Origin of the sequence: Mesorhizobium sp. M7A.F.Ca.US.008.03.1.1 (genome assembly GCF_003997495.1) — a bacterium.
In the GTDB taxonomy this organism is placed as follows: Bacteria; Pseudomonadota; Alphaproteobacteria; order Rhizobiales; family Rhizobiaceae; genus Mesorhizobium.
This window is the reverse complement of record NZ_RZRU01000033.1, coordinates 37,552-56,997: the sequence shown is the minus strand read 5'-3', so window position 1 is coordinate 56,997 and position 19,446 is coordinate 37,552. Positions and strand designations below refer to the sequence as shown.

Sequence of the window (19,446 nt, the reverse complement as noted above, 5' to 3'; positions counted from 1 at the left end):
CTGAAGGTGTCGTGGCTCGGACACCCATGCTTCAGCTCGACGATCTCTTTCAACTCGTCTTCCCGGCCCTCCACGAATTCAGCAATGTCCACACAGCTTTTGGCACCGCACAGTGTCGCTGCAAGCGCCAGGAACAGAAGTTCAGCAAGATTATGCCGCGCATTGATATCGCGCGGATCACGAACCTCTCGCAGGATAGACATAACAAACGGCACCGCGGCCTCCTCTGCAACGAGAAAGCCTCTCAAGAATCCCTCTTTTCCTGCTTGGCAAGTGCCAATCAACTTATCTGCGATTCCCCTGCCCTCCGGAGGGAGAGGAAAGGAGCCCCCTCATATATGCAGCGCGTGTCCCAGCGCCTTGAGCGCCGCTTCCTGGAACCCCTCGCCTTGCGTCGGATGCGCATGGATGGTGCCGGCGATGTCCTCCAGCCGCGCGCCCATCTCCAGCGCCAGGCCGAACGCCGCCGCCAGTTCCGACACGCCCTGCCCGACCGCCTGGATGCCGAGCACCAGATGATTGTCGGCGCGGGCGACGACACGGACGAACCCATCCTCGCCCAGCTTCGTCATTGCCCGCCCATTGGCTGCGAACGGGAACATGCCGATCTTGATCTCGCCGCCCAGCGCCTTGGCCTCGTCCGGCGACAGGCCTGCGGTGACGAGTTCCGGATCGGTGAAACAGACGGCCGGAATCGAGCGCTTGTCCCAGCTGCGCTTGTGGCCGGCAATGATCTCGGCGACCATCTCGCCCTGCGTCATCGCCCGGTGCGCCAGCATCGGCTCGCCGGTGACGTCGCCGATGGCGAAGATGCCGCGCATCGAGGTGCGGCACTGGTCGTCGATGCGGATGAATTTCCCCGTCCTGTCGAGATCGATCTGCTCGAGCCCCCAGCCTTCGGTCACCGGCTTGCGGCCGACCGTGACCAGGATTTTTTCGGCGGCGACCTTGGCGCTCTTGCCGTCCGAGGTCTCGACCAGCAGCGCGTCACCTTTGCCCGCCTGTCCCTGGGACGACAGTCCCTTGGCCTTGGCGCCCAGCATCAGCTCGACGCCGAGCGCGGCGAGCCGCTTGACCACCGGCCGGGTTAGCTCCGCGTCATACTGCGCCAGCACGCGCGGCAGCGCCTCGACCACGGTGACTTTGGCGCCCATTTTTGCAAACGCCATGCCGAGTTCCAGCCCGATATAGCCGCCACCGACGACCGCGAGTTTTTCTGGAACCGCGCCGAGTGCCAGCGCGTCCGTCGACGAAATCACTGGCCCGCCAAACGGCAGGAACGGCAGCTCGACCGGCGCCGAACCGGTGGCGATGACGACCGTCTCAGCCCGGATGACCTGCACGCCCGTCTCGGTCTCGACCGCCACCGTCTTGCCGTCGCGAAACATCGCCCATCCATGCACGGTCTTGACCCCTGCCTTCTTCAGCAGGCCGGCAACACCGCTGTTGAGCCGGCTGACGATGCCGTCCTTCCAGGCGACGGTCCGGGCAAGGTCGAGCGTGGGTGCGGTGAGCGAAATGCCGAGCGGACTGTTGCCGCCTTCCATGTGCGACACCTTCTCGAACTCCTCCGCCGCATGGATCAGCGCCTTGGACGGGATGCAGCCGACATTGAGGCAGGTCCCGCCCGGTTTGCCGGCTTCCACGATCACCGTGTCGACCCCGAGCTGTCCGGCACGGATGGCGCAGACGTACCCACCGGGACCGGCGCCGATGACGAGCAGCTTGCAGGAGATTTCTTTCATGTTGGTACCTTGGTTGTCGCCGCGCAGAATGCGCTCGGTAGTGATCCTTCGCGCCCCCCCTCTGTCCTGCCGGACATCTCCCCCTCAAGGGGGGAGATTGGCAGCTTCAGCGCTTCGCCGGGCCTTACGACATTGGAGATTGACGCCAACCTGGCGACGCCTAATCTCCCCCCTTGAGGGGGAGATGCCTGGCAAGGCAGAGGGGGGTGCTGTCCCGCCGGCATCTCGATCATTTCCCCTCAATCCACGAAAATCAGCGCCGGCGTTTCCAGCAGCGTCTTTATCCGCTGGATGAACACCGCCGCGTCCCAGCCGTCGATGACCCGATGGTCGAAGCTCGACGACAGGTTCATCATCTTGCGCGGCATGAACTGGCTGCCGTCCCACACCGGCCGCACCATCATCTTGTTGACGCCGATGATCGCCACTTCGGGATGGTTGATGACCGGCGTCGTCGCCACGCCGCCCATGGCGCCAAGCGAGGTGATGGTGATGGTCGAGCCGGACAGCTCGTCGCGTGTCGCCGTGCCGGACTTGGCCGCCTCGGCCAGCCTGATGACCTCCGCGCCGCACTCCCAGATGTCGCGCGCCTCCGCGTGCTTGACCACCGGCACCACCAGGCCCGACGGCGTCTGCGCGGCAATGCCGATATGGATGCCGCCATGCTGGTGGATGATTCCGGCCTCGTCGTCGAACAGCGAGTTGAGGTTGGGCTGGTCCGCGATCGCCTTGACCATCGCCCGCATCAGGAACGGCAGCAGAGTCAGCTTCGGCCTCTCCACGCCCGGGCGCTTCTCCTTGTTGAGCGCGGCGCGCAATTCCTCGAGCGCGGTGACGTCGATCTCCTCGACATAGGTGATGTGCGGGATACGCGATTTGGACAGCGACATCTTCTCGGCGATCTTGCGCCGCAAGCCGACCACCTTGATGTCCTGGACAGCGTCGCTGCGGGCAAGGCCGGACGTCCTGGCGACCTGTGGTCCGCGTGCCAGGAAAGCCTCGATGTCCTCATGGCCGATGCGGCCGGCCGGGCCGGATCCCGCAACCTGCCTGAGATCGATGCCGGCCTCTTTTGCCCGCAGACGCACAGCCGGAGAAGCCAGCGGTTTCTCGCCTTCGGGACGCGGTGCGCCGGCGGGCGTGGCAACTCCGGATGTCGGCGCTGTACCCCCACCGCTGGCCCCTCCCCACGAGGGGGAGGGGGATTCGGGCTGCGCTGCTCGCGCACTTTTTGCGGAGGACTCCGATGACGGCGAAGTAGACTTTGCTTTGTCCTTCGAGGCCGTGGCACGTCCCCCTCCCCCTTGTGGGGAGGGGCTAGGGGTGGGGGTACTCTCAGCCGTGACTTTTGCCGGCGTCGCACCACCCACAACATTGCCCTCGCCCGCCACCTTCAGTCGCACGATCGGCGAACCGATCGCCACCGTGTCGCCGATCTCGGCGCCCAGCCACAGTATCTCGCCATCGACCGGCGACGGGATTTCGACTGTCGCCTTGTCGGTCATGACAGCGGCAAGCACAGTGTCCTCGCGCACCATGTCGCCGATCTTGACGTGCCATTCGACCAGCTCGGCCTCGGCGACACCTTCGCCGACATCGGGCAGCTTGATGATGTGTTCGCCCATCTCAGGCTCCCATGGTTTCAAGCAAGGCACGGCCGACGCGGGCGGGACCGGGGAAATAATCCCACTCCTGCGCATGCGGATAGGGCGTGTCCCAGCCGGCAACGCGAGCAACCGGCGCTTCGAGGTGATAAAAACAGTTTTCCTGCACCAGCGCCGACAGTTCGGCGCCGAAGCCCGAGGTCAGCGTCGCCTCGTGCACGATGACGCAGCGCCCGGTCTTCTTGACCGAGGCGACGATCGTGTCGAGGTCGAGCGGCAGCAGCGTCCTGAGATCGATGATCTCGGCATCGATGCCGGTTTCCTCGACCGCGGCCTGCGCGACATAGACCATGGTGCCGTAGGCAAGCACCGTGACCGCCGAACCCGCTCTGCGGATCGCCGCCTTGCCGAGCGGGACAGTGTAGTGGCCGTCGGCGACCTCGCCGAGCTCATGCTTCGACCATGGCGTCACCGGCCGGTCGTGATGACCATCGAACGGACCGTTGTAGAGCCGCTTCGGCTCGAGGAAGATCACCGGATCCGGATCCTCGATCGCCGCGATCAAAAGCCCCTTGGCGTCATGCGGGTTGGACGGCACCACCGTCTTCAGCCCCGACACATGGGTGAACAGCGCTTCTGGGCTCTGGCTGTGCGTCTGGCCGCCAAAAATGCCGCCGCCGGTCGGCATGCGCACCACGATCGGGCAGGTGAAATCGCCGTTCGAGCGGTAGCGAAGGCGTGCCGCTTCCTGGGTCAGCTGGTCGTAGGCCGGATACATGTAGTCGGCAAACTGAATCTCCACGCACGGCTTCAGCCCATAAGCTGCCATGCCGATGGCCGAGCCGACAATGCCGGATTCGTTGATCGGCGCGTCGAAGCACCGGCTCTTGCCGTATTTGGCCTGCAGGCCCTGCGTGCAGCGGAAGACGCCGCCGAAGAAGCCGACATCTTCGCCGAACACGACGACTTTGTCGTCACGCCCCATCGACACGTCCATGGCATCGCGAATGGCCTCGATCATGGTCCGTCTCGGCATGGCTCAGACTCCCGCCTGCTGTCGCTGGCGTCTGAGATGCGGCGGCATGTCGGCATAGAGCCCTTCGAACATATCGCGCGTCGATGGCTTGCCGCCGGCATGCAGCGTGCCGTGGCTTTCCGCTTCCTTCTGCGCCGCGATCACCGTGTCGAGGATTTCCGCCTCGGCCTGCGCGTGCCGCTCGTCCGACCAGACGCCGAGCGCGATGAGATGGTTCTTCAGCCGCACGATCGGATCGCCGAGCGGCCAGGCGTCGGATTCGGTCTTTGGCCGATAGGCCGAGGGGTCGTCCGAACTCGAATGCGCGCCGGCACGGTAGGTGACATATTCGACCAGCGTCGGCCCGAGATTGCTGCGCGCCCGCTCCGCCGCCCATTTGGCGACCGCATGGACGGCGAGATAATCATTGCCGTCGACGCGCAGCGACGGGATGCCGAAGCCGAGGCCTCTGGCCGCAAAAGTGCCCGAGCCGCCGCGCGCGATGCCTTGAAAGGTCGAGATCGCCCACTGGTTGTTCACGACGTTGAGCACGACTGGCGCCTTGTAGGTGGAGGCGAACACCAGCGCCGAATGGAAATCGGATTCGGCCGTCGAGCCGTCGCCGATCCAGGCGGCTGCGATGCGCGAATCGTTCGATATAGCCGAGGCCATCGCCCAGCCGACCGCCTGGACGTACTGCGTTGCCAGATTGCCGGAGATCGAGAAGAAGCCGTGCTCCTTCGACGAGTACATGACCGGCAATTGCCGCCCCTTCAGCGGATCGGCTTCGTTGGAATAGATCTGGTTCATCATCGTGACCATCGGGTAGCCATCGGCGATCAGCAGCCCGGCCTGGCGATAGGTCGGAAAGTTCATGTCGCCGGGTTCAAGCGCCTTGCGGAAGGCGCAAGCCACAGCCTCTTCGCCCAGATGCTGCATGTAGAACGAGGTCTTGCCCTGCCGCTGCGCCATCTGCATGCGGGCATCGAAGATCCGCAGCGTCATCATGTGGCGCAGGCCGGCCAAAAGCTCCTCATCGGAGAGCAGCCCGGCCCAGGGGCCGACGGCCTCGCCAGTGCGGTTCAGCACGCGGATGATCGAGAAGGCATGATCGCGAATGGTGCGCGGATCGACATCGATTTCAGGGCGCGGCACCGAGCCGGCCTTGGGGATCGGCACATTGGAAAAATCTGGCGTTCCGCCCGGGCGCACTTCCGGTTCCGGAACGTGAAAACGCAACATCCCAGCATCGGCCATGACCTTTGTCCTCCAATGTTGCCTGCCCCCAATGTCGACCTGGGGAATATTTACATATCCGCGCGGCGAGTGCGAATTCGTCGGGCAAGCCTCCGGTCCCGGCCGCGCCGGCCGATCCAGCCTCCCGCGCCAAGATGGAGATATGTCCGCGAAATTTCTTGTCGATGTTGGGCGGTCGCGCGCAATTTGGCGCAAGGTTGGGAAGGGTTTGCTGGCAGATAAGGTGATTGGTTGGCGAACTCGCACCTTTCCTCTCCCCGTCGGGAGGAGTGGAAGGGAGCCAGGTCGGCAAGCTCGCACCTTTCCTTTCCCCCGTCGATCGGGGGAGAGGTGTCGAGCGAAGCTCGACGGAGTGGGGGTCGACCGTTCATCAAGCAATGCTTCCACCTGATTGCCGCCTTGCCTGAGTTTTCTTGCTCGCCGGTTGTGCCTGTCTTGCCGCCGCACGTTTGGCAAACGCCTTCCCCCACTCCGTCGCTGCTTCGCAGCGCCACCTCTCCCCCCTCCGGAGGGAGAGGAAAGGTGCCTAGGCCGGCAAGCTCGCGCCTTCCTCTCCCCCGTCGATCGGGGGAGAGGTGTCGAGCGCAGCTCGACGGAGTGGGGGTCGACCGTTCGCCCAAGCTGGATGCCGACCCCGCATCATGCTAACCCACCACCCATGGGACAGAAGAAAGCTTTCGAGGTCGACGGATGGCTGGCCCGACCGGACCAGCGCATTTCGATCGTCCTGCTTTACGGCCCCGATCGCGGCCTCGTCTCCGAACGGGCAAAGGCCTTTGCCGAAAAGACCGGCCTGCCGCTTGACGATCCCTTCTCAGTGGTCAGGCTGGAGGGTTCGGAGGTCGACCGCGACGAAGGCCGGCTGCTCGACGAGGCCCGCACCGTGCCGATGTTTTCCGACCGGCGCCTGCTGTGGGTGCGCAATGCCAGCGGCCAGAAGGCATTGGCCGACGACGTCAAGGCGCTGACGGCGGAGCCCGCGCGCGATGCCATCATTCTCATCGAGGCCGGCGACCTCAAGAAGGGTGTCGGCCTGCGCGCCATCGTCGAGGCGGCGGACAGTGCCATGGCGCTGCCGTGCTATGCCGATGAGGCGCGCGACATCGACGGCGTCATCGACGCCGAATTGGGCAAGGCCGGCATGTCGATGACCATGGAGGCGAGGCAGGCGCTGCGCCGCAATCTCGGCGGCGACCGGCTGGCCTCGCGCGGCGAGATCGAGAAGCTCGTGCTCTACGCCCATGGCCAGAACGAGATCGGGCTGGAGGAGGTCAAGGCGATGTCGGGCGACGTATCCGGCGCCTCTTTCGACGACGCTGTCGACGCGCTTCTCGAAGGCAAGATCGGCGACTTCGATACCGCCTTCACCCGCCATTGCCAATCCGGCGGCCAGCCCTTCCTGGTGCTGTCTTCAGCGATGCGGCAGTTGCAGCAGATCCAGGTCATGCGCGGCCAGATGGAGTCCGGCAACCGCAACGCCGCCTCGGTCGTTGCCGCCGCTCGCCCGCCGGTGTTCTTCTCGCGGCGCAAGCTGGTCGAGAAGGCGCTGGAGCGCTGGAGCACCGACGCGCTCGGCCGCGCGTTGACCCGGCTGCAGACGGCGGTGCTGCAGACCAGGCGGCGGCCGGATCTTTCCGTGGCGTTGGCACGGCAGGCGCTGCTTGGCATAGCGGTCGAGAGCAGCCGGCTGGCGCAGCGAGCCTGATCTCCCCCCTCGAGGGGGAGATGTCGCCGAAGGCGACAGAGGGGTCGTTGCGCGTGAAGCGCTGGCCTCCATCTGTCGCAAGGAGGTCGCATTCAGTCGAACCGACCCGCTCTGGCCTGCGCGCACGAAAACTCGGTCAGCGGCAATCCAGTGAGAGGTATTGCTTTGGTGAAAGGTCGACCCCCACTCCGTCGAGCTTCGCACGACACCTCTCCCCCGATCGACGGGGGAGAGGAAAGGCGCGAGTTTGCCGAGCTTGGCTCCCTTCCTCTCCCTCCGGAGGGGGGAGAGGTGGCGCTGCGTAGCAGCGACGGAGTGGGGGAAGCCATTCGCCAAACGCACGCCGCTGTAAGACAGGAACAATCCCGCCGGCCATCTCCCCTCAAGGTGGGAGATTCGCGGCTTCGCCGATTTCGCCAATCATCAGCGCTGAAAAAGAGAAGGGCTGGCAATCGCCAGCCCTTGCTCAATCCAGAAGATAATTCGCCGGCTAACTACATCAATCCTGCTTCAGCCGGCGGCACAGCTCATCAAGCTGCTCCAACGACCGATATGCCACCCGCAGCACGCCGCCCTTGCCCTTGTGATCCACCGACACAATCATGCCGATCGTATCGGTCAACAGCTTTTCCAGTGCCAGCGTGTCGGCGTCCTTTTCGTCAGGACTTGGCGCGGGCCTGGCTTCCCTGGCGCTGCTGGTGCCGGCCGGCATCTGCGCCAGCGCTTCGGCCTGGCGCACCGAAAGTCCTTCTTCGACGATGCGCTTGGCAAGGCCGGCCGGATCTTCCGCCGTCACCAGCGTGCGGGCGTGGCCCGCCGACAGCGCGCCGTCGATCAGCATGTCGCGGATCACTTCCGGCAGCTTCAAGAGCCTGAGCGTATTGGCGACATGGCTGCGGCTTTTGCCGATCACCTGGCCGAGATCGGCCTGGGTGTAGCCGTGCTCATCGATCAGCTGCTGATAGCCAAGTGCTTCCTCGACCGCGTTGAGGTCGGTGCGCTGGACGTTTTCGATGATCGCCAGTTCGAGCGCGGTGCGGTCGTTGACCTCGCGGATGATGACCGGGATCTCGGACAGCCCGGCGCGCTGCGCGGCGCGCCAGCGCCGCTCGCCGGCGATGATTTCGTAGCGGCCGGCCTGTGTCGGCGATGGCCGCGCCACCACCGGCTGGACGACGCCATGCTCGCGGATCGACTGGGCGAGGTCCGTCAGCTCGGCGTCGCCGAAATGCCGGCGCGGATTTTTCGGATTGGGGGTCAGGAACTCGATCGGCACCTTGCCGTCGGCGCTCATGCCAGGCTTTTCAGGCGCTACTGGGCGATCGATCTCGCCGATCAGCGCCGCCAGCCCACGCCCCAGTCTCTTTCTCGAAAGGTCTTCGCTCATCTTTATTCCAGTTGGCTATTCCAGATCGTTTCGGTATCGAATCGGCTCTTAACTATGCATCCAGCCTCATCAAGCGGCGCGTAACTTGCGCTCTCGGCGGATCACTTCCGACGCCAGTTGCAGATAGGCCTGGCTGCCCGAGCACTTCAAATCGTAGAGGATCGCCGGCTTGCCGTAGGACGGGGCCTCGGACACCCGAACATTGCGCGGAATGACGGTCTCGTAGACCTTATCGCCCATATGTGCCCGCACGTCCTGCACCACCTGGTTGGCGAGATTGTTGCGGCCGTCATACATGGTCAGCACGATGCCCTGGATGGTGAGATCCGGATTGATCGAACGGCGAACCTGCTCGACCGTTTCCAGTAACTGGCTCAGACCTTCGAGCGCGAAAAACTCGCATTGCAGCGGCACAAGAACAGAATCGGCTGCAGCCATTGAATTCAAAGTCAAAAGGTTGAGCGACGGCGGGCAATCGATCAGCACATAGCCGAACGGCGCCCCGCGCTCGGTCGCGGCGCGCAGCGCATTGCGCAGCTTGAGCACCCGGTCGGGCGCCGAGGCGATCTCCATTTCGATACCAAGCAGGTCGAGCGTCGACGGCACGATCGACAGGCCAGGCACCGCCGTCGGGATGGCCGCAGCCTCCAGCTCCAGCTCGCCGGTCAGCACGTCATAGGACGAGACCGTGCGGTCCTTGCGGTCGATGCCGAGGCCGGTGCTGGCATTGCCTTGCGGATCGAGATCGACGATCAGCACCTTTTCGCCGATCGCGGCCAGCGCAGTCGCTAGATTGATGGCGGTGGTGGTCTTGCCGACACCGCCCTTCTGGTTGGCTACGGTGATGATTCGGGGGCCATTCTTCATCATGGGTCTATGCCAGAAATTCATTTTGGGTCGCCAAAGAGTCTGACCCGTCGCGGATCAGACAGGTCGCAGGTTGGACAGTTCAAGGATGACGCCCTGAGGGTCGGTCACACTGGGATGTTCTACCAGATCGAAGGACCACCGGTTAACGCTTTCTTGCACTTCGGCGCGATAATCCCGGCCTTTGTGGAACAGGCCGCGCGCGCCTGACGTCAGCCATGGCGCCGACAGGTCGAGCAAGGTCGAAAGCGAGGCCAGCGCCCGAGCCGTGACGATTTGCGGTGTCGAAACAAGCGCATGGCTGTCATCGATGCGGCGCGCCACGACTCGCGCCGGCAGGCTGAACTGCCCGACCACGGTCTGCAGGAAGGATGCCTTTTTTCGATTGCTTTCAACCAGATCGATGCTGGCGCCAGCGCGCTCGGCAAGCAGGAAGGCCATGACAAGGCCCGGAAATCCGCCGCCCGAGCCGAGATCCACCCAGCGCGTGGCAGTTGGCTCTATGCGCCCGAGCTGCGCGCTGTCCAGGATGTGGCGCTGCCAGACATCGCCAGACGTCGATTGCGCGACAAGGTTGATGCTGCGATTCCATTTCTGGAACATCTGCTCGAATGCCACCAGCCGATCGAATGTTTCACGTGAAACCGGGCCTGCCGCATCCTGCAGGCTCTCTAGGGATAGTGAACTCACGCAACATCCCTTTGTGGGCGCTGGGCGCTCTCCGCATGCCGGACATGCGCGACAATGATCGCCAGCGCTGCCGGCGTCATGCCTTCCATGCGCTGAGCGTCGGCGATGGAACGCGGCCGCCGCGCCTGCATCTTCTGCTTCAGCTCGTTCGACAGACCCGGCACCCCGGCGAAATCGATGGTCTCCGGTATCAGCCGGCTCTCCTCATGCCGGATCTGCGCGACGTCGGTTTTCTGGCGATCCAGGTAGACCGAATATTTCGCTTCCGTTTCGAGGCGCTCCGCCGTCTTGCAGTCGATGTCCGCAAAGCGCGGATCGACACGAGCCAGCCATGCCACATCGACATCGGGATAGGACAACAGTTCATAACCGGACCGGCGCACGCCATCCCGGTTGATCTCCAGCCCGTATCGCGCCGCCTCGTTCGGCGTCATTGTGAGCGACTTCGCCAGATCCCGCGCCTCGTCCAGGCCTTGCATGACATGTTCGTAGCGCTGCATCCGCTGCGCCGAGGCGATGCCCAATTTCGCCGCCAGCGGCGTCAACCGCTCATCGGCATTGTCGGCACGCAGCGACAGCCGGAACTCGGCCCGCGAGGTGAACATCCGGTAGGGTTCGCTGATGCCGCGGCTGGTTAAATCGTCGACCATCACGCCGATATAGGCCTCGGTGCGGCTGAGCACGATCTGCTCGCTGCCCGCCGCCCGCCGCGCCGCATTGAGGCCTGCAAGCAGCCCTTGCCCGGCCGCCTCCTCGTAACCGGTCGTGCCGTTGATCTGCCCGGCGAGGAAGAGACCACTGATGCGCTTCGTCTCCAGCGTCTGACGCAGCTCGCGCGGATCGACATGATCATATTCGATGGCATAGCCGGGCTGCAGCATGGTTGCGCCCTCCAGGCCCGGGATGGTTTTCAGGATCTCGAGTTGCACATCTTCAGGCAGCGATGTCGAAATTCCATTGGGATAAACCGTGTCGTCATCGAGCCCTTCCGGCTCGAGGAAGATCTGATGGCCGTCCCTGTCGCCGAACTTGACGATCTTGTCCTCGATCGACGGGCAATAGCGCGGCCCAACGCCTTCGATCGAGCCGGAATACATGGCCGAGCGGCCGAGATTGGCGCGGATCAGCTCGTGCGTGGCGGTGGTCGTGCGCGTGATGCCGCAATCGATCTGCGGCGTCTCGATGCGATCGGTCATAAGCGAGAACGGCACCGGATCTTCATCGGCGGCCTGCTTTTCCAGCGACGCCCAGTCGATGGTCCGGCCATCGAGCCGCGGCGGCGTGCCGGTCTTCAGCCGTCCGAGCTTGAAGCCAGCACGGTCCATCGTCGCCGACAGGCCAAGGCTGGCCTGTTCGTTCATGCGGCCGGCGACAATCTTCTCCTCGCCGATATGGATAAGCCCGCGCAGGAAGGTCCCGGTCGTCAGAACGACGGCGCCACAGGCAAGCCGCCTGCCGTCGGCCAGGAGAACAGCCGTGATCCGCCCATCGACGATCTCGAAGTCCAGAACCTCGCCTTCGACGACCTCGAGATCGTTCTGGTTCCGAATCGCTTCCTGCATGGCAAGGCGATAGAGCTTTCTGTCGGCCTGCGTGCGGGGGCCGCGCACCGCGGGGCCCTTGCGGCGATTGAGCAGGCGGAACTGGATGCCAGCCGCATCCGCCACCCGACCCATCAGGCCATCCATGGCATCGATCTCGCGCACCAGATGACCCTTGCCGAGCCCGCCGATCGCCGGATTGCACGACATGACGCCGATCGTGTCGAAACGCAGCGTCACCAGCGCGGTCCTGGCACCAGCGCGTGCGGCAGCACTGGCCGCCTCGCAACCCGCGTGACCGCCGCCCACCACAACCACATCATAGTGATTGGCCATTCCCAACGTCCCAGACTCAAAAGATTGAGGGACACATGTCCCCGCCAAGCAGTGCTGTCAAGAAAACTCCGCAACAAGTTTCACGTGAAACAGCATTGCGTCTGCCATCGCGCGTGTTTCACGTGAGTCATCAAGCCTCCGGCGTTTGACGTGAGTCACGCCGCCGGCACAGCGCGGCGACCTGGTCTGAGCATCCCGCCTTCGTCATCCACGGGCGCTTCGCCAAAATCCCGGCATCGCGGGTCCCTCCCAGCGAGCATTGTTTCACGTGAGTCATTTCCCGATGCAGAACTGCGAAAAGATCACGTCAAGCATGTCCTCGACATCGATCGCCCCGACGATTCGGCCGAGGCGGTCGGCCGCCAGCCTCAACTCTTCGGCGCGCAATTCCTGCCCGCCAGTCTGGCCGTCGGTTGCGCGAAGCAGGTGGCTATTCGCCGCGCCAAGCAATTCGACGTGGCGCAGACGCGACGGCAAAACATCGCCGACACTGCCGGCTGCTTCCGCCGCCCGACGGCCGATTTCCGCCAGCAGTTCCTCCACGCCCGTCCCGTTCTTTACCGAAATGACAACGTCATCCTCCGCCGCGCCGCTCGCCGCGCGGCTTTCCAGCAGATCAAGCTTGGTGCCGACACGCAAGATCGGCGCCTCGGTCGGCAGCGGTCCGATCGCCCTGGGATCGGCGACATCCCTGAGCAGCAACAAGAGATCCGCGCCATGCGCCTTAGCCCTCGCCTTCTCGATGCCGATCGCCTCGACCTTGCCAGGCGCATCGCGCAGCCCGGCCGTATCCGTGAGCCTGACCCGCAGCCCCTGGAGGTCAAGTGTCACTTCAAGCAGATCCCGCGTCGTGCCGGGCTCATCCGTTACTATAGCGGCATCCCGCCGCGCCAGGGCATTGAACAGACTCGACTTACCGGCGTTGGGTGCGCCAAGAATGACCACCTCGAAGCCGTCGCGAATGATCTCCGCGGCGTGATATCCAGCAATGTGCCGGTGGATCTCGCCGATCATCGTTCTGACATCGGACCAAACCGTATCCGAAACGGAACCGGGGACATCATCCTCATCGGCGAAATCGATCTCGGCCTCGATCATGGCGCGGGCATGGATCAGCCTGCGGCGCCAGCTGAGATAGAGTTCGCTCTGAACGCCTTCGGCATTCTGGACAGCAAAGCGGCGCTGCGCCTCGGTCTCGGCACTGACGAGATCCGCCAGAGCCTCGGTCTCGACCAGGTCGACCTTGCCGTTGAGAAAGGCTCGACGTGTGAATTCGCCTGCTTCCGCGTGCCTGACGCCGTCAAGGCCTGCGATCGTCTCCAGCATTTTGGCCACAACGGCACGACCGCCATGAACATGGAATTCCGCGACGTCCTCGCCGGTGAAACTGGCCGGACCGGGAAAGAAAACGACCAGGCCGGTGTCGAGCACGGCCCTGTCGGGCGCTGTGAACCTGCGCAAGACCGCGACGCGGTCCTTAACCATACCTCCGGCAATCCTTTCGACTGCGAATCGAGTCTGCGGGCCTGAAATGCGGATGACGGCAACGCCGGCCGGAAGCCGGCCGCTCGACAGCGCTACGATGGAATCGCCTGAAATCATTTGCCCGCTCTACCGAACCGCCCTAGCTTCACGCCCATCCGACCACCCGAGTTTGCCCATCGTGACGCTGCCCGCGCAAAACCTGCTTGCTGAAGAAGCCAGCCCCTATCTGCAGCAGCACAGCGGCAATCCCGTCCACTGGCGGGCCTGGTCGCCGGCTTCGCTCGAAGAGGCCAAGGCTCTGGACAGGCCGATCCTGCTCTCGGTCGGCTATGCGGCCTGCCATTGGTGCCATGTCATGGCGCATGAAAGCTTCGAAAACGATGGCGTCGCCGCCGTCATGAACCGTCTGTTCGTCAATATCAAGGTCGACCGCGAGGAGCGTCCGGATATCGACCAGATCTATATGGCGGCGCTGTCCGCGATGGGCGAGCAGGGCGGCTGGCCACTGACCATGTTCCTGACCCCGGACGGCAAGCCATTCTGGGGCGGCACCTATTTTCCGCGCGAGCCGCGCTATGGCCGCCCCGGTTTCATCCAGGTGATGGAGGCGGTGGACAAGGCCTGGCGCGAGAAGCGGGCGAGCCTCAACCAGAGCGCCGACGGCCTGGCCACACATGTCGAGGCGCGGCTTGCCGGCTCGCATGCCAGAACCGTGCTCGACCGCGATGCGCTGGCGGAATTGGCCAGGGGCATAGACGGCATGGTCGACCGTGATCTGGGTGGCCTGCGCGGCGCGCCGAAATTTCCCAATGCGCCGTTCATGCAAACGCTGTGGCTGTCCTGGCTGCGCGACGGCAACGCCAGCCATCGCGACGACGTCCTCAACAGCCTCGAACAGATGGTCAGCGGCGGCATCTACGACCATATCGGCGGCGGGCTCAGCCGTTACTCGACCGACGCCGAATGGCTGGTGCCGCATTTCGAAAAGATGCTCTACGACAACGCCCAGCTGATCCGCTTCTGCAACTGGGCCTATGCCGCAAACGGTAATGAATTGTTCCGGGGGCGAATCGAAGAGACGATCGACTGGCTGCTGCGCGAAATGCGCGTCGACGGCGGCGCTTTTGCCGCCAGTCTCGACGCCGACAGCGACGGCGAGGAGGGCCTGTTCTACACTTGGAGCAGGCAAGAGATCGAAGCCGCTCTCGGTGAGGATTCCTCATTGTTTCTCAAGTACTTCACCCTATCCAGCCCGCATGGCTGGGAAGGCAAGCCGGTTGTCCGCCAAACACGGTCCCAGCAATCGTCCTATGTGATCGATCGCGAAGAGATCAGCCCGCTCAAGGCGAAACTTCTTGCAGTCCGGGAAAAGCGGGTTAGGCCCGGCCTTGACGCAAAGACCCTCACCGACTGGAACGGCCAGATGATCGCAGCGCTTGCAGAGGCCGGCCGGTCGCTGGCGCGGCCTGACTGGATCGATGCGGCGGCAAAGGCCTTCACTCACATCACCACTGCCAGCCGCGACGGCCGTCTGCCGCATTCAATGCTCGGCGCCAGAAAACTGTTTCCTGCTTTGTCCAGCGACTATGCCGCCATGACCAACGCAGCGATCTCGCTGTTTGAGGCCACTGGGGATTGGAGCTATGTCGACCAGGCCGGCCAGTTCATCGGGCAGCTCGATCATTGGCACGCCGATACCGACAAGACAGGCTATTACCTGACCGCTTCGGACAGCACCGACGTGCCGATCCGCATCCGCGGCGATGTCGATGAAGCCATTCCGTCCGCCACCGGCCAGATCATCGAAGCGCTCGTTCGCCTCGCCTCCGTCACCGGCGATCTCGAGCTGCAGGAAAAAGCCTGGGAGGTCGCCGAGCATGCCGCCGGCCGCGCGGCGCAGCAGGCCTATGGCCAGGCGGGCATCGTCAACGCCTGCGCGCTGGCGATCGAGCCGCTGAAGCTCGTCATCGTCGATTCCCGTGAGAGCCCAAAGCTCGTTCCGGTGGCGAATCGATGTCCGGATCCACGCCGCGTCGACATCGTCGTACCGATCGGTACGGGTGCGAATCGACCCTTGCTGCCCGGTGGAATCCTGCCGCCGACCGATAAAGCGGGCGCCTGGTTCTGCACCGGCCAGGTTTGTCTTCCCGCTGTGACGGATGCTGAGGAGTTGGAGAAGCTGTTGCGGCGATAATGCCTCACCCTCCCCTTGTGGGGAGGGTCGGCTCGCGATCCTAGCGAAGCGTAGATCGTGAGACGGGGTGGGGGTTAAACCCCCAACCTCGGTGCTGACCCCCACCCCGCTCCGCTGCGCGGATCGACCCTCCCCACAAGGGGAGGGTAAGCCTTTACGTGTTCATCGAATCGAAGAAATCCGCATTGGTCTTGGTCTGCTTGAGCTTGTCGATCAGGAACTCGATCGCGTCGGTGGTTCCCATCGGCGCCAGGATGCGGCGCAGCACGAAGATCTTCTGCAGATCCTGCTTGGAAACCAGCAGGTCTTCCTTGCGGGTGCCGGACTTCAAGATGTCCATGGCCGGATAGATGCGCTTGTCGGCCACCTTGCGGTCGAGCTGGATTTCGCAGTTGCCGGTGCCCTTGAACTCTTCGAAGATGACTTCGTCCATGCGGCTGCCGGTATCGATCAGGGCGGTGGCGATGATGGTCAGCGAGCCGCCTTCCTCGATGTTGCGGGCGGCGCCGAAGAAGCGCTTCGGCCGCTGCAGGGCGTTGGCGTCGACACCGCCGGTCAGCACCTTGCCGGATGACGGCACGACGGTGTTGTAGGCACGGCCGAGGCGGGTGATCGAATCGAGCAGGATGACGACGTCGCGGCCATGTTCGACCAGGCGCTTGGCCTTCTCAATGACCATTTCGGCGACCTGCACGTGGCGCACCGCCGGTTCGTCGAAGGTCGAGGAGATCACCTCGCCCTTCACCGAGCGCTGCATGTCGGTCACTTCTTCCGGCCGCTCGTCGATCAGAAGCACGATCAGATAGCATTCCGGATGGTTGGCGGTGATCGAGTGGGCGATGTTCTGCATCAGAACCGTCTTGCCGGTACGCGGCTGCGCGTTGATCAAAGCGCGCTGTCCCTTGCCGATCGGCGCGACCAGGTCGATCACGCGGGCCGAGATGTCCTTGGTGGTCACATTCTCGATCTCCATCTTCAGCCGCTTGGTCGGATAGAGCGGCGTCAGATTGTCGAAGTGGATCTTGTGACGGATCTTCTCGGGATCGTCGAAATTGATGGTGTTGACCTTGAGCAGCGCGAAATAGCGCTCGCCCTCTTTCGGGCTGCGGATCGGCCCTTCGACCGTATCGCCGGTCTTCAGCGAAAAGCGCCGGATCTGCGACGGCGAAATATAGATGTCGTCGGGACCTGGCAGATAATTGGCGTTGGCGGAGCGCAGGAAGCCGAAACCGTCCTGCAGCACCTCGACCACGCCATCACCGATGATCTCGATCTCCTGGGCGGCCAGCTTCTTCAGGATCGCAAACATCAGCTCCTGCTTGCGCATGACGCTGGCGTTTTCGACCTCGAGCGATTCGGCATAAGCGATCAGCTCTGGCGGTTTCTTGTTCTTGAACTCGGCGAGTTTCATTTCTTGCATAGACGGACCTTGAATAGATGGAGTCTGGGTAGGCTTTGGGAAAATATCGGCGGGATGCGACAAATGCCGGGCGCGGCCGAAAACAACGAGGGGCGGCGCATGACGGGAAGGAAGACCCGTCTTTTATCGTCGGTCGGGTGAAAGAGCAAGCTGCGTTTTGCGTGACCTATGAAGGCTTAAAACGTATCAAACCTGTCGCTGTCTCCTGGCCGTTACTGAGCAACATGCATCAGAACGGCTTGACCACCACCAGGATGACGATTGCGATCATCAGCAATGTGGGGATCTCGTTGACCATCCGCCAGTGCCTGGCCGGTTTTTCATTGCGGTCCTCGGCGAATTTGCGCACCGCGCCGGACAGATAGCCATGCATGGCCGACAGCAAAAGCACCGCTCCGATCTTGGCGTGAAGCCAGCCGCCCTGGAAACCAAAACCCTTCCAGGCGAGCCACAGGCCGAACACCCAGGTAACGATCATCGCCGGGTTGATGATGCCGCGCAGCAGGCGCCGCTCCATCACCTTGAAGGTCTCCGACTGCACCGAGCCCTTCTCGGCATCGGCGTGATAGACCAGCAGCCGCGGCAGATAGAGCATGCCAGCCATCCACGAGATGACCGCGAGGATATGGATCGCCTTGGCCCAAGGGTAGAAACTGTCGGGTGCCGCGAAATACAAAAGCGCGGTGAGAACGACCAGGACACCCAGGCCGATCGTCATGCGCATCATCGCCTGGCCGGTGCTGCTCGTGTTGTTCATCCGAGCCATCAGCGTGTCGCGCTCCGCACCTGTTTCACCATCGCCTCGACATGGGCGATCGGCGTCTCCGGCGTGATGCCGTGACCGAGGTTGAAGATCAGCGGCCCGTCTCCCAGCGCTCTCAGGATCGCCTCGACGCCATCCGACAGCGCCTTGCCGCCAGCCACGAGCCGCAAGGGATCGAGATTGCCCTGAACCGCACCCGAGCGCTGCAATTCCTTCGCCGCGATCAGGGGCACCGTCCAGTCGATCCCCAGCGCCGTTACGCCGGTCTTCTGGCGATAGGTCCGGTAGCGCGAACCGGCGCCCTTGGGAAAACCGATGATCGGAACATCGGGATGAACCGCCTGCACCCTGCCAACGATCTCGGCCATTGGTTGAACGCAGAACAGATCGAAAGTTTCATCGTCCAGCACGCCGGACCAGGAATCGAAAATCTGCACCACATCCGCGCCCGCCTCGATCTGGCGGATGAGATAGGCGGCCGAATGTTCGGCAAGCACCTTCAGCAATCGTTGAAAGGCCACCGGCTCGCGATAGGCAAAAAGCCGCGCCGGCGCTTGGTCGGGTGTGCCATGGCCGGCGATCATGTAGGTCGCCACCGTCCACGGCGCGCCGCAGAAGCCGATCAGGGTTGTCTCTTCGGGGAGTTTGGCCCGCAACCGGCGAACCGTCTCGTAGACCGGTTCGAGATTCACGTGAAACACCTTGCCTTCCAGAGCCAAAATCTCCGGCGCGGTGATCGGCGTCAGCAGTGGCCCTCTGCCCTCTTCGAAGCGGACGTCACGGCCAAGCGCATGCGGAACGACAAGGATATCGGAAAACAGGATCGAGGCGTCGAAGCCGAAGCGCTCGATCGGCTGCAAGGTCACTTCGACCGCAAGGTCGGGATCGTAGCAGAGGTCCAGGAACGAGCCTGCTCGCCTGCGTGTGTCCCTATACTCCGGCAGATAGCGCCCGGCCTGACGCATCATCCAGAGCGGAGGCGGAAAATGGGCCTTGCCCCTGAGGACGTCCAGCATGATCCGGTTCTGGGGCATCGGGCGCTCGCTTCTCCCAGCCTCTTTTATAATCAAAGATTCTTATATCTAAGATTCTTCTGATTCTAAGAGTCTGTTGGTTCTGGTGGTTGTCACCTGTCCCGCTTTGCCCCGGAAAACACCAGCCAACATATTGTCGCGTGCTTCTTTTTCCCAGATGTAGGGTTCTGGGGATAGTTCGGAATCGATCAGTCGAGTCAAAGTGTTAGGCACAGCGGTGAAAGGCAGGTCCTGTGGATGGATCGTAGTCGAAAAAAGCCGTCCCCAAACTTGTCCCCAGTCGCCCGACGAAGCTGACAGCGCATCGAATTGTGGACAAACTGCCATCTGATACAGTCGCCTCCGACAGGCCCGTCTTTTCATCCCGCTTTATCCACAGAAGCCCACAGCCCCAGGTGACCCC

The 19,446-nt window shown here is 63.3% G+C and carries 15 protein-coding genes; 2 read left to right on the top strand and 13 right to left on the bottom strand.

The window, feature by feature from the left end; genetic code table 11:
* From EOA16_RS30155 to EOA16_RS30130, 5 genes are all read right to left on the bottom strand, one after another.
* On the bottom strand, positions 1–248 hold a 248-nt coding region (locus tag EOA16_RS30155; protein ID WP_245456018.1), incomplete at its 3' end, for a transposase family protein.
* 84 nt (positions 249–332) lie between these two features.
* Positions 333–1,745 (bottom strand): dihydrolipoyl dehydrogenase, encoded by a 1,413-nt coding sequence (gene lpdA / locus EOA16_RS30150; RefSeq protein WP_127261390.1) that lies wholly within the window; start codon positions 1,743–1,745, stop codon positions 333–335.
* Positions 1,746–1,984: 239 nt separating this feature from the next.
* Positions 1,985–3,370 carry a dihydrolipoamide acetyltransferase family protein gene (locus EOA16_RS30140; RefSeq protein WP_127261389.1) on the bottom strand — a complete coding sequence of 462 codons (1,386 nt, stop codon included), beginning with the start codon at positions 3,368–3,370 and terminating at the stop codon, positions 1,985–1,987.
* A 1-nt stretch (position 3,371) separates the two neighbouring features.
* Positions 3,372–4,385, bottom strand: a complete 1,014-nt coding sequence (locus EOA16_RS30135) for an alpha-ketoacid dehydrogenase subunit beta (protein ID WP_127261388.1) — start codon at positions 4,383–4,385, stop codon at positions 3,372–3,374.
* Between the two features lie 3 nt (positions 4,386–4,388).
* Positions 4,389–5,621: a 3-methyl-2-oxobutanoate dehydrogenase (2-methylpropanoyl-transferring) subunit alpha gene (locus EOA16_RS30130; protein WP_127261387.1), complete on the bottom strand. Its 1,233-nt coding sequence runs from the start codon at positions 5,619–5,621 to the stop codon at positions 4,389–4,391.
* Positions 5,622–6,279: 658 nt separating this feature from the next.
* Here EOA16_RS30130 and holA point away from each other — a divergent pair.
* Positions 6,280–7,326 carry a DNA polymerase III subunit delta gene (holA, locus tag EOA16_RS30120; protein WP_127261386.1) on the top strand — a complete coding sequence of 349 codons (1,047 nt, stop codon included), beginning with the start codon at positions 6,280–6,282 and terminating at the stop codon, positions 7,324–7,326.
* 499 nt (positions 7,327–7,825) lie between these two features.
* Here the strand turns inward: holA and EOA16_RS30115 are convergent, their stop codons facing one another.
* From EOA16_RS30115 to mnmE, 5 genes are all read right to left on the bottom strand, one after another.
* The gene (locus EOA16_RS30115) at positions 7,826–8,713 is read right to left on the bottom strand and encodes a ParB/RepB/Spo0J family partition protein (RefSeq protein WP_127261385.1); all 888 of its coding nucleotides are present in this window, start codon (positions 8,711–8,713) and stop codon (positions 7,826–7,828) included.
* A 69-nt stretch (positions 8,714–8,782) separates the two neighbouring features.
* A complete protein-coding gene (locus tag EOA16_RS30110; protein WP_013528736.1) occupies positions 8,783–9,583 on the bottom strand; it encodes a ParA family protein in 801 nt (266 codons plus the stop codon).
* A gap of 54 nt (positions 9,584–9,637) precedes the next feature.
* Positions 9,638–10,270: a 16S rRNA (guanine(527)-N(7))-methyltransferase RsmG gene (gene rsmG, locus EOA16_RS30105; protein ID WP_127261384.1), complete on the bottom strand. Its 633-nt coding sequence runs from the start codon at positions 10,268–10,270 to the stop codon at positions 9,638–9,640.
* Positions 10,267–12,147 (bottom strand): tRNA uridine-5-carboxymethylaminomethyl(34) synthesis enzyme MnmG, encoded by a 1,881-nt coding sequence (mnmG, locus tag EOA16_RS30100; protein ID WP_127261383.1) that lies wholly within the window; start codon positions 12,145–12,147, stop codon positions 10,267–10,269. Before mnmG ends, rsmG begins: the two co-directional genes overlap by 4 nt.
* 273 nt (positions 12,148–12,420) lie before the next feature.
* Complete coding sequence (gene mnmE / locus EOA16_RS30095) at positions 12,421–13,749, bottom strand: tRNA uridine-5-carboxymethylaminomethyl(34) synthesis GTPase MnmE (RefSeq protein WP_127261382.1); 1,329 nt, start codon at positions 13,747–13,749, stop codon at positions 12,421–12,423.
* A gap of 61 nt (positions 13,750–13,810) precedes the next feature.
* On the opposite strand from mnmE, the gene EOA16_RS30090 reads away from it, so the two are divergent.
* Entirely contained in the window at positions 13,811–15,826 is a 2,016-nt protein-coding gene (locus tag EOA16_RS30090; protein WP_127261381.1) for a thioredoxin domain-containing protein, read from the top strand.
* Between the two features lie 154 nt (positions 15,827–15,980).
* Here the strand turns inward: EOA16_RS30090 and rho are convergent, their stop codons facing one another.
* From rho to hemE, 3 genes are all read right to left on the bottom strand, one after another.
* Positions 15,981–17,246 (bottom strand): transcription termination factor Rho, encoded by a 1,266-nt coding sequence (gene rho, locus EOA16_RS30085; RefSeq protein ID WP_013528732.1) that lies wholly within the window; start codon positions 17,244–17,246, stop codon positions 15,981–15,983.
* Positions 17,247–17,475: 229 nt separating this feature from the next.
* Positions 17,476–18,012, bottom strand: coding sequence for a protoporphyrinogen oxidase HemJ (gene hemJ / locus EOA16_RS30080; RefSeq protein WP_127261380.1), 537 nt, complete (start codon positions 18,010–18,012; stop codon positions 17,476–17,478).
* On the bottom strand, positions 18,012–19,043 hold the full coding sequence (gene hemE, locus EOA16_RS30075) for a uroporphyrinogen decarboxylase (RefSeq protein WP_127261379.1): 1,032 nt from the start codon (positions 19,041–19,043) through the stop codon (positions 18,012–18,014). The genes hemJ and hemE overlap by 1 nt, the downstream gene beginning before the upstream one ends.
* Between the last annotated feature and the right edge of the window lie 403 nt (positions 19,044–19,446).

Bases quoted from the DNA above. Each gene is read 5' to 3' on its own strand.
- lpdA (WP_127261390.1), bottom strand. From the start codon at position 1,745: ATGAAAGAAATCTCCTGCAAGCTGCTCGTCATCGGCGCCGGTCCCGGT.
- EOA16_RS30140 (WP_127261389.1), bottom strand. From the start codon at position 3,370: ATGGGCGAACACATCATCAAGCTGCCCGATGTCGGCGAAGGTGTCGCC.
- EOA16_RS30135 (WP_127261388.1), bottom strand. From the start codon at position 4,385: ATGCCGAGACGGACCATGATCGAGGCCATTCGCGATGCCATGGACGTG.
- EOA16_RS30130 (WP_127261387.1), bottom strand. From the start codon at position 5,621: ATGGCCGATGCTGGGATGTTGCGTTTTCACGTTCCGGAACCGGAAGTG.
- holA (WP_127261386.1), top strand. From the start codon at position 6,280: ATGGGACAGAAGAAAGCTTTCGAGGTCGACGGATGGCTGGCCCGACCG.
- EOA16_RS30115 (WP_127261385.1), bottom strand. From the start codon at position 8,713: ATGAGCGAAGACCTTTCGAGAAAGAGACTGGGGCGTGGGCTGGCGGCG.
- EOA16_RS30110 (WP_013528736.1), bottom strand. From the start codon at position 9,583: ATGATGAAGAATGGCCCCCGAATCATCACCGTAGCCAACCAGAAGGGC.
- mnmG (WP_127261383.1), bottom strand. From the start codon at position 12,147: ATGGCCAATCACTATGATGTGGTTGTGGTGGGCGGCGGTCACGCGGGT.
- mnmE (WP_127261382.1), bottom strand. From the start codon at position 13,749: ATGATTTCAGGCGATTCCATCGTAGCGCTGTCGAGCGGCCGGCTTCCG.
- rho (WP_013528732.1), bottom strand. From the start codon at position 17,246: ATGCAAGAAATGAAACTCGCCGAGTTCAAGAACAAGAAACCGCCAGAG.
- hemJ (WP_127261380.1), bottom strand. From the start codon at position 18,012: ATGGCTCGGATGAACAACACGAGCAGCACCGGCCAGGCGATGATGCGC.
- hemE (WP_127261379.1), bottom strand. From the start codon at position 19,043: ATGCCCCAGAACCGGATCATGCTGGACGTCCTCAGGGGCAAGGCCCAT.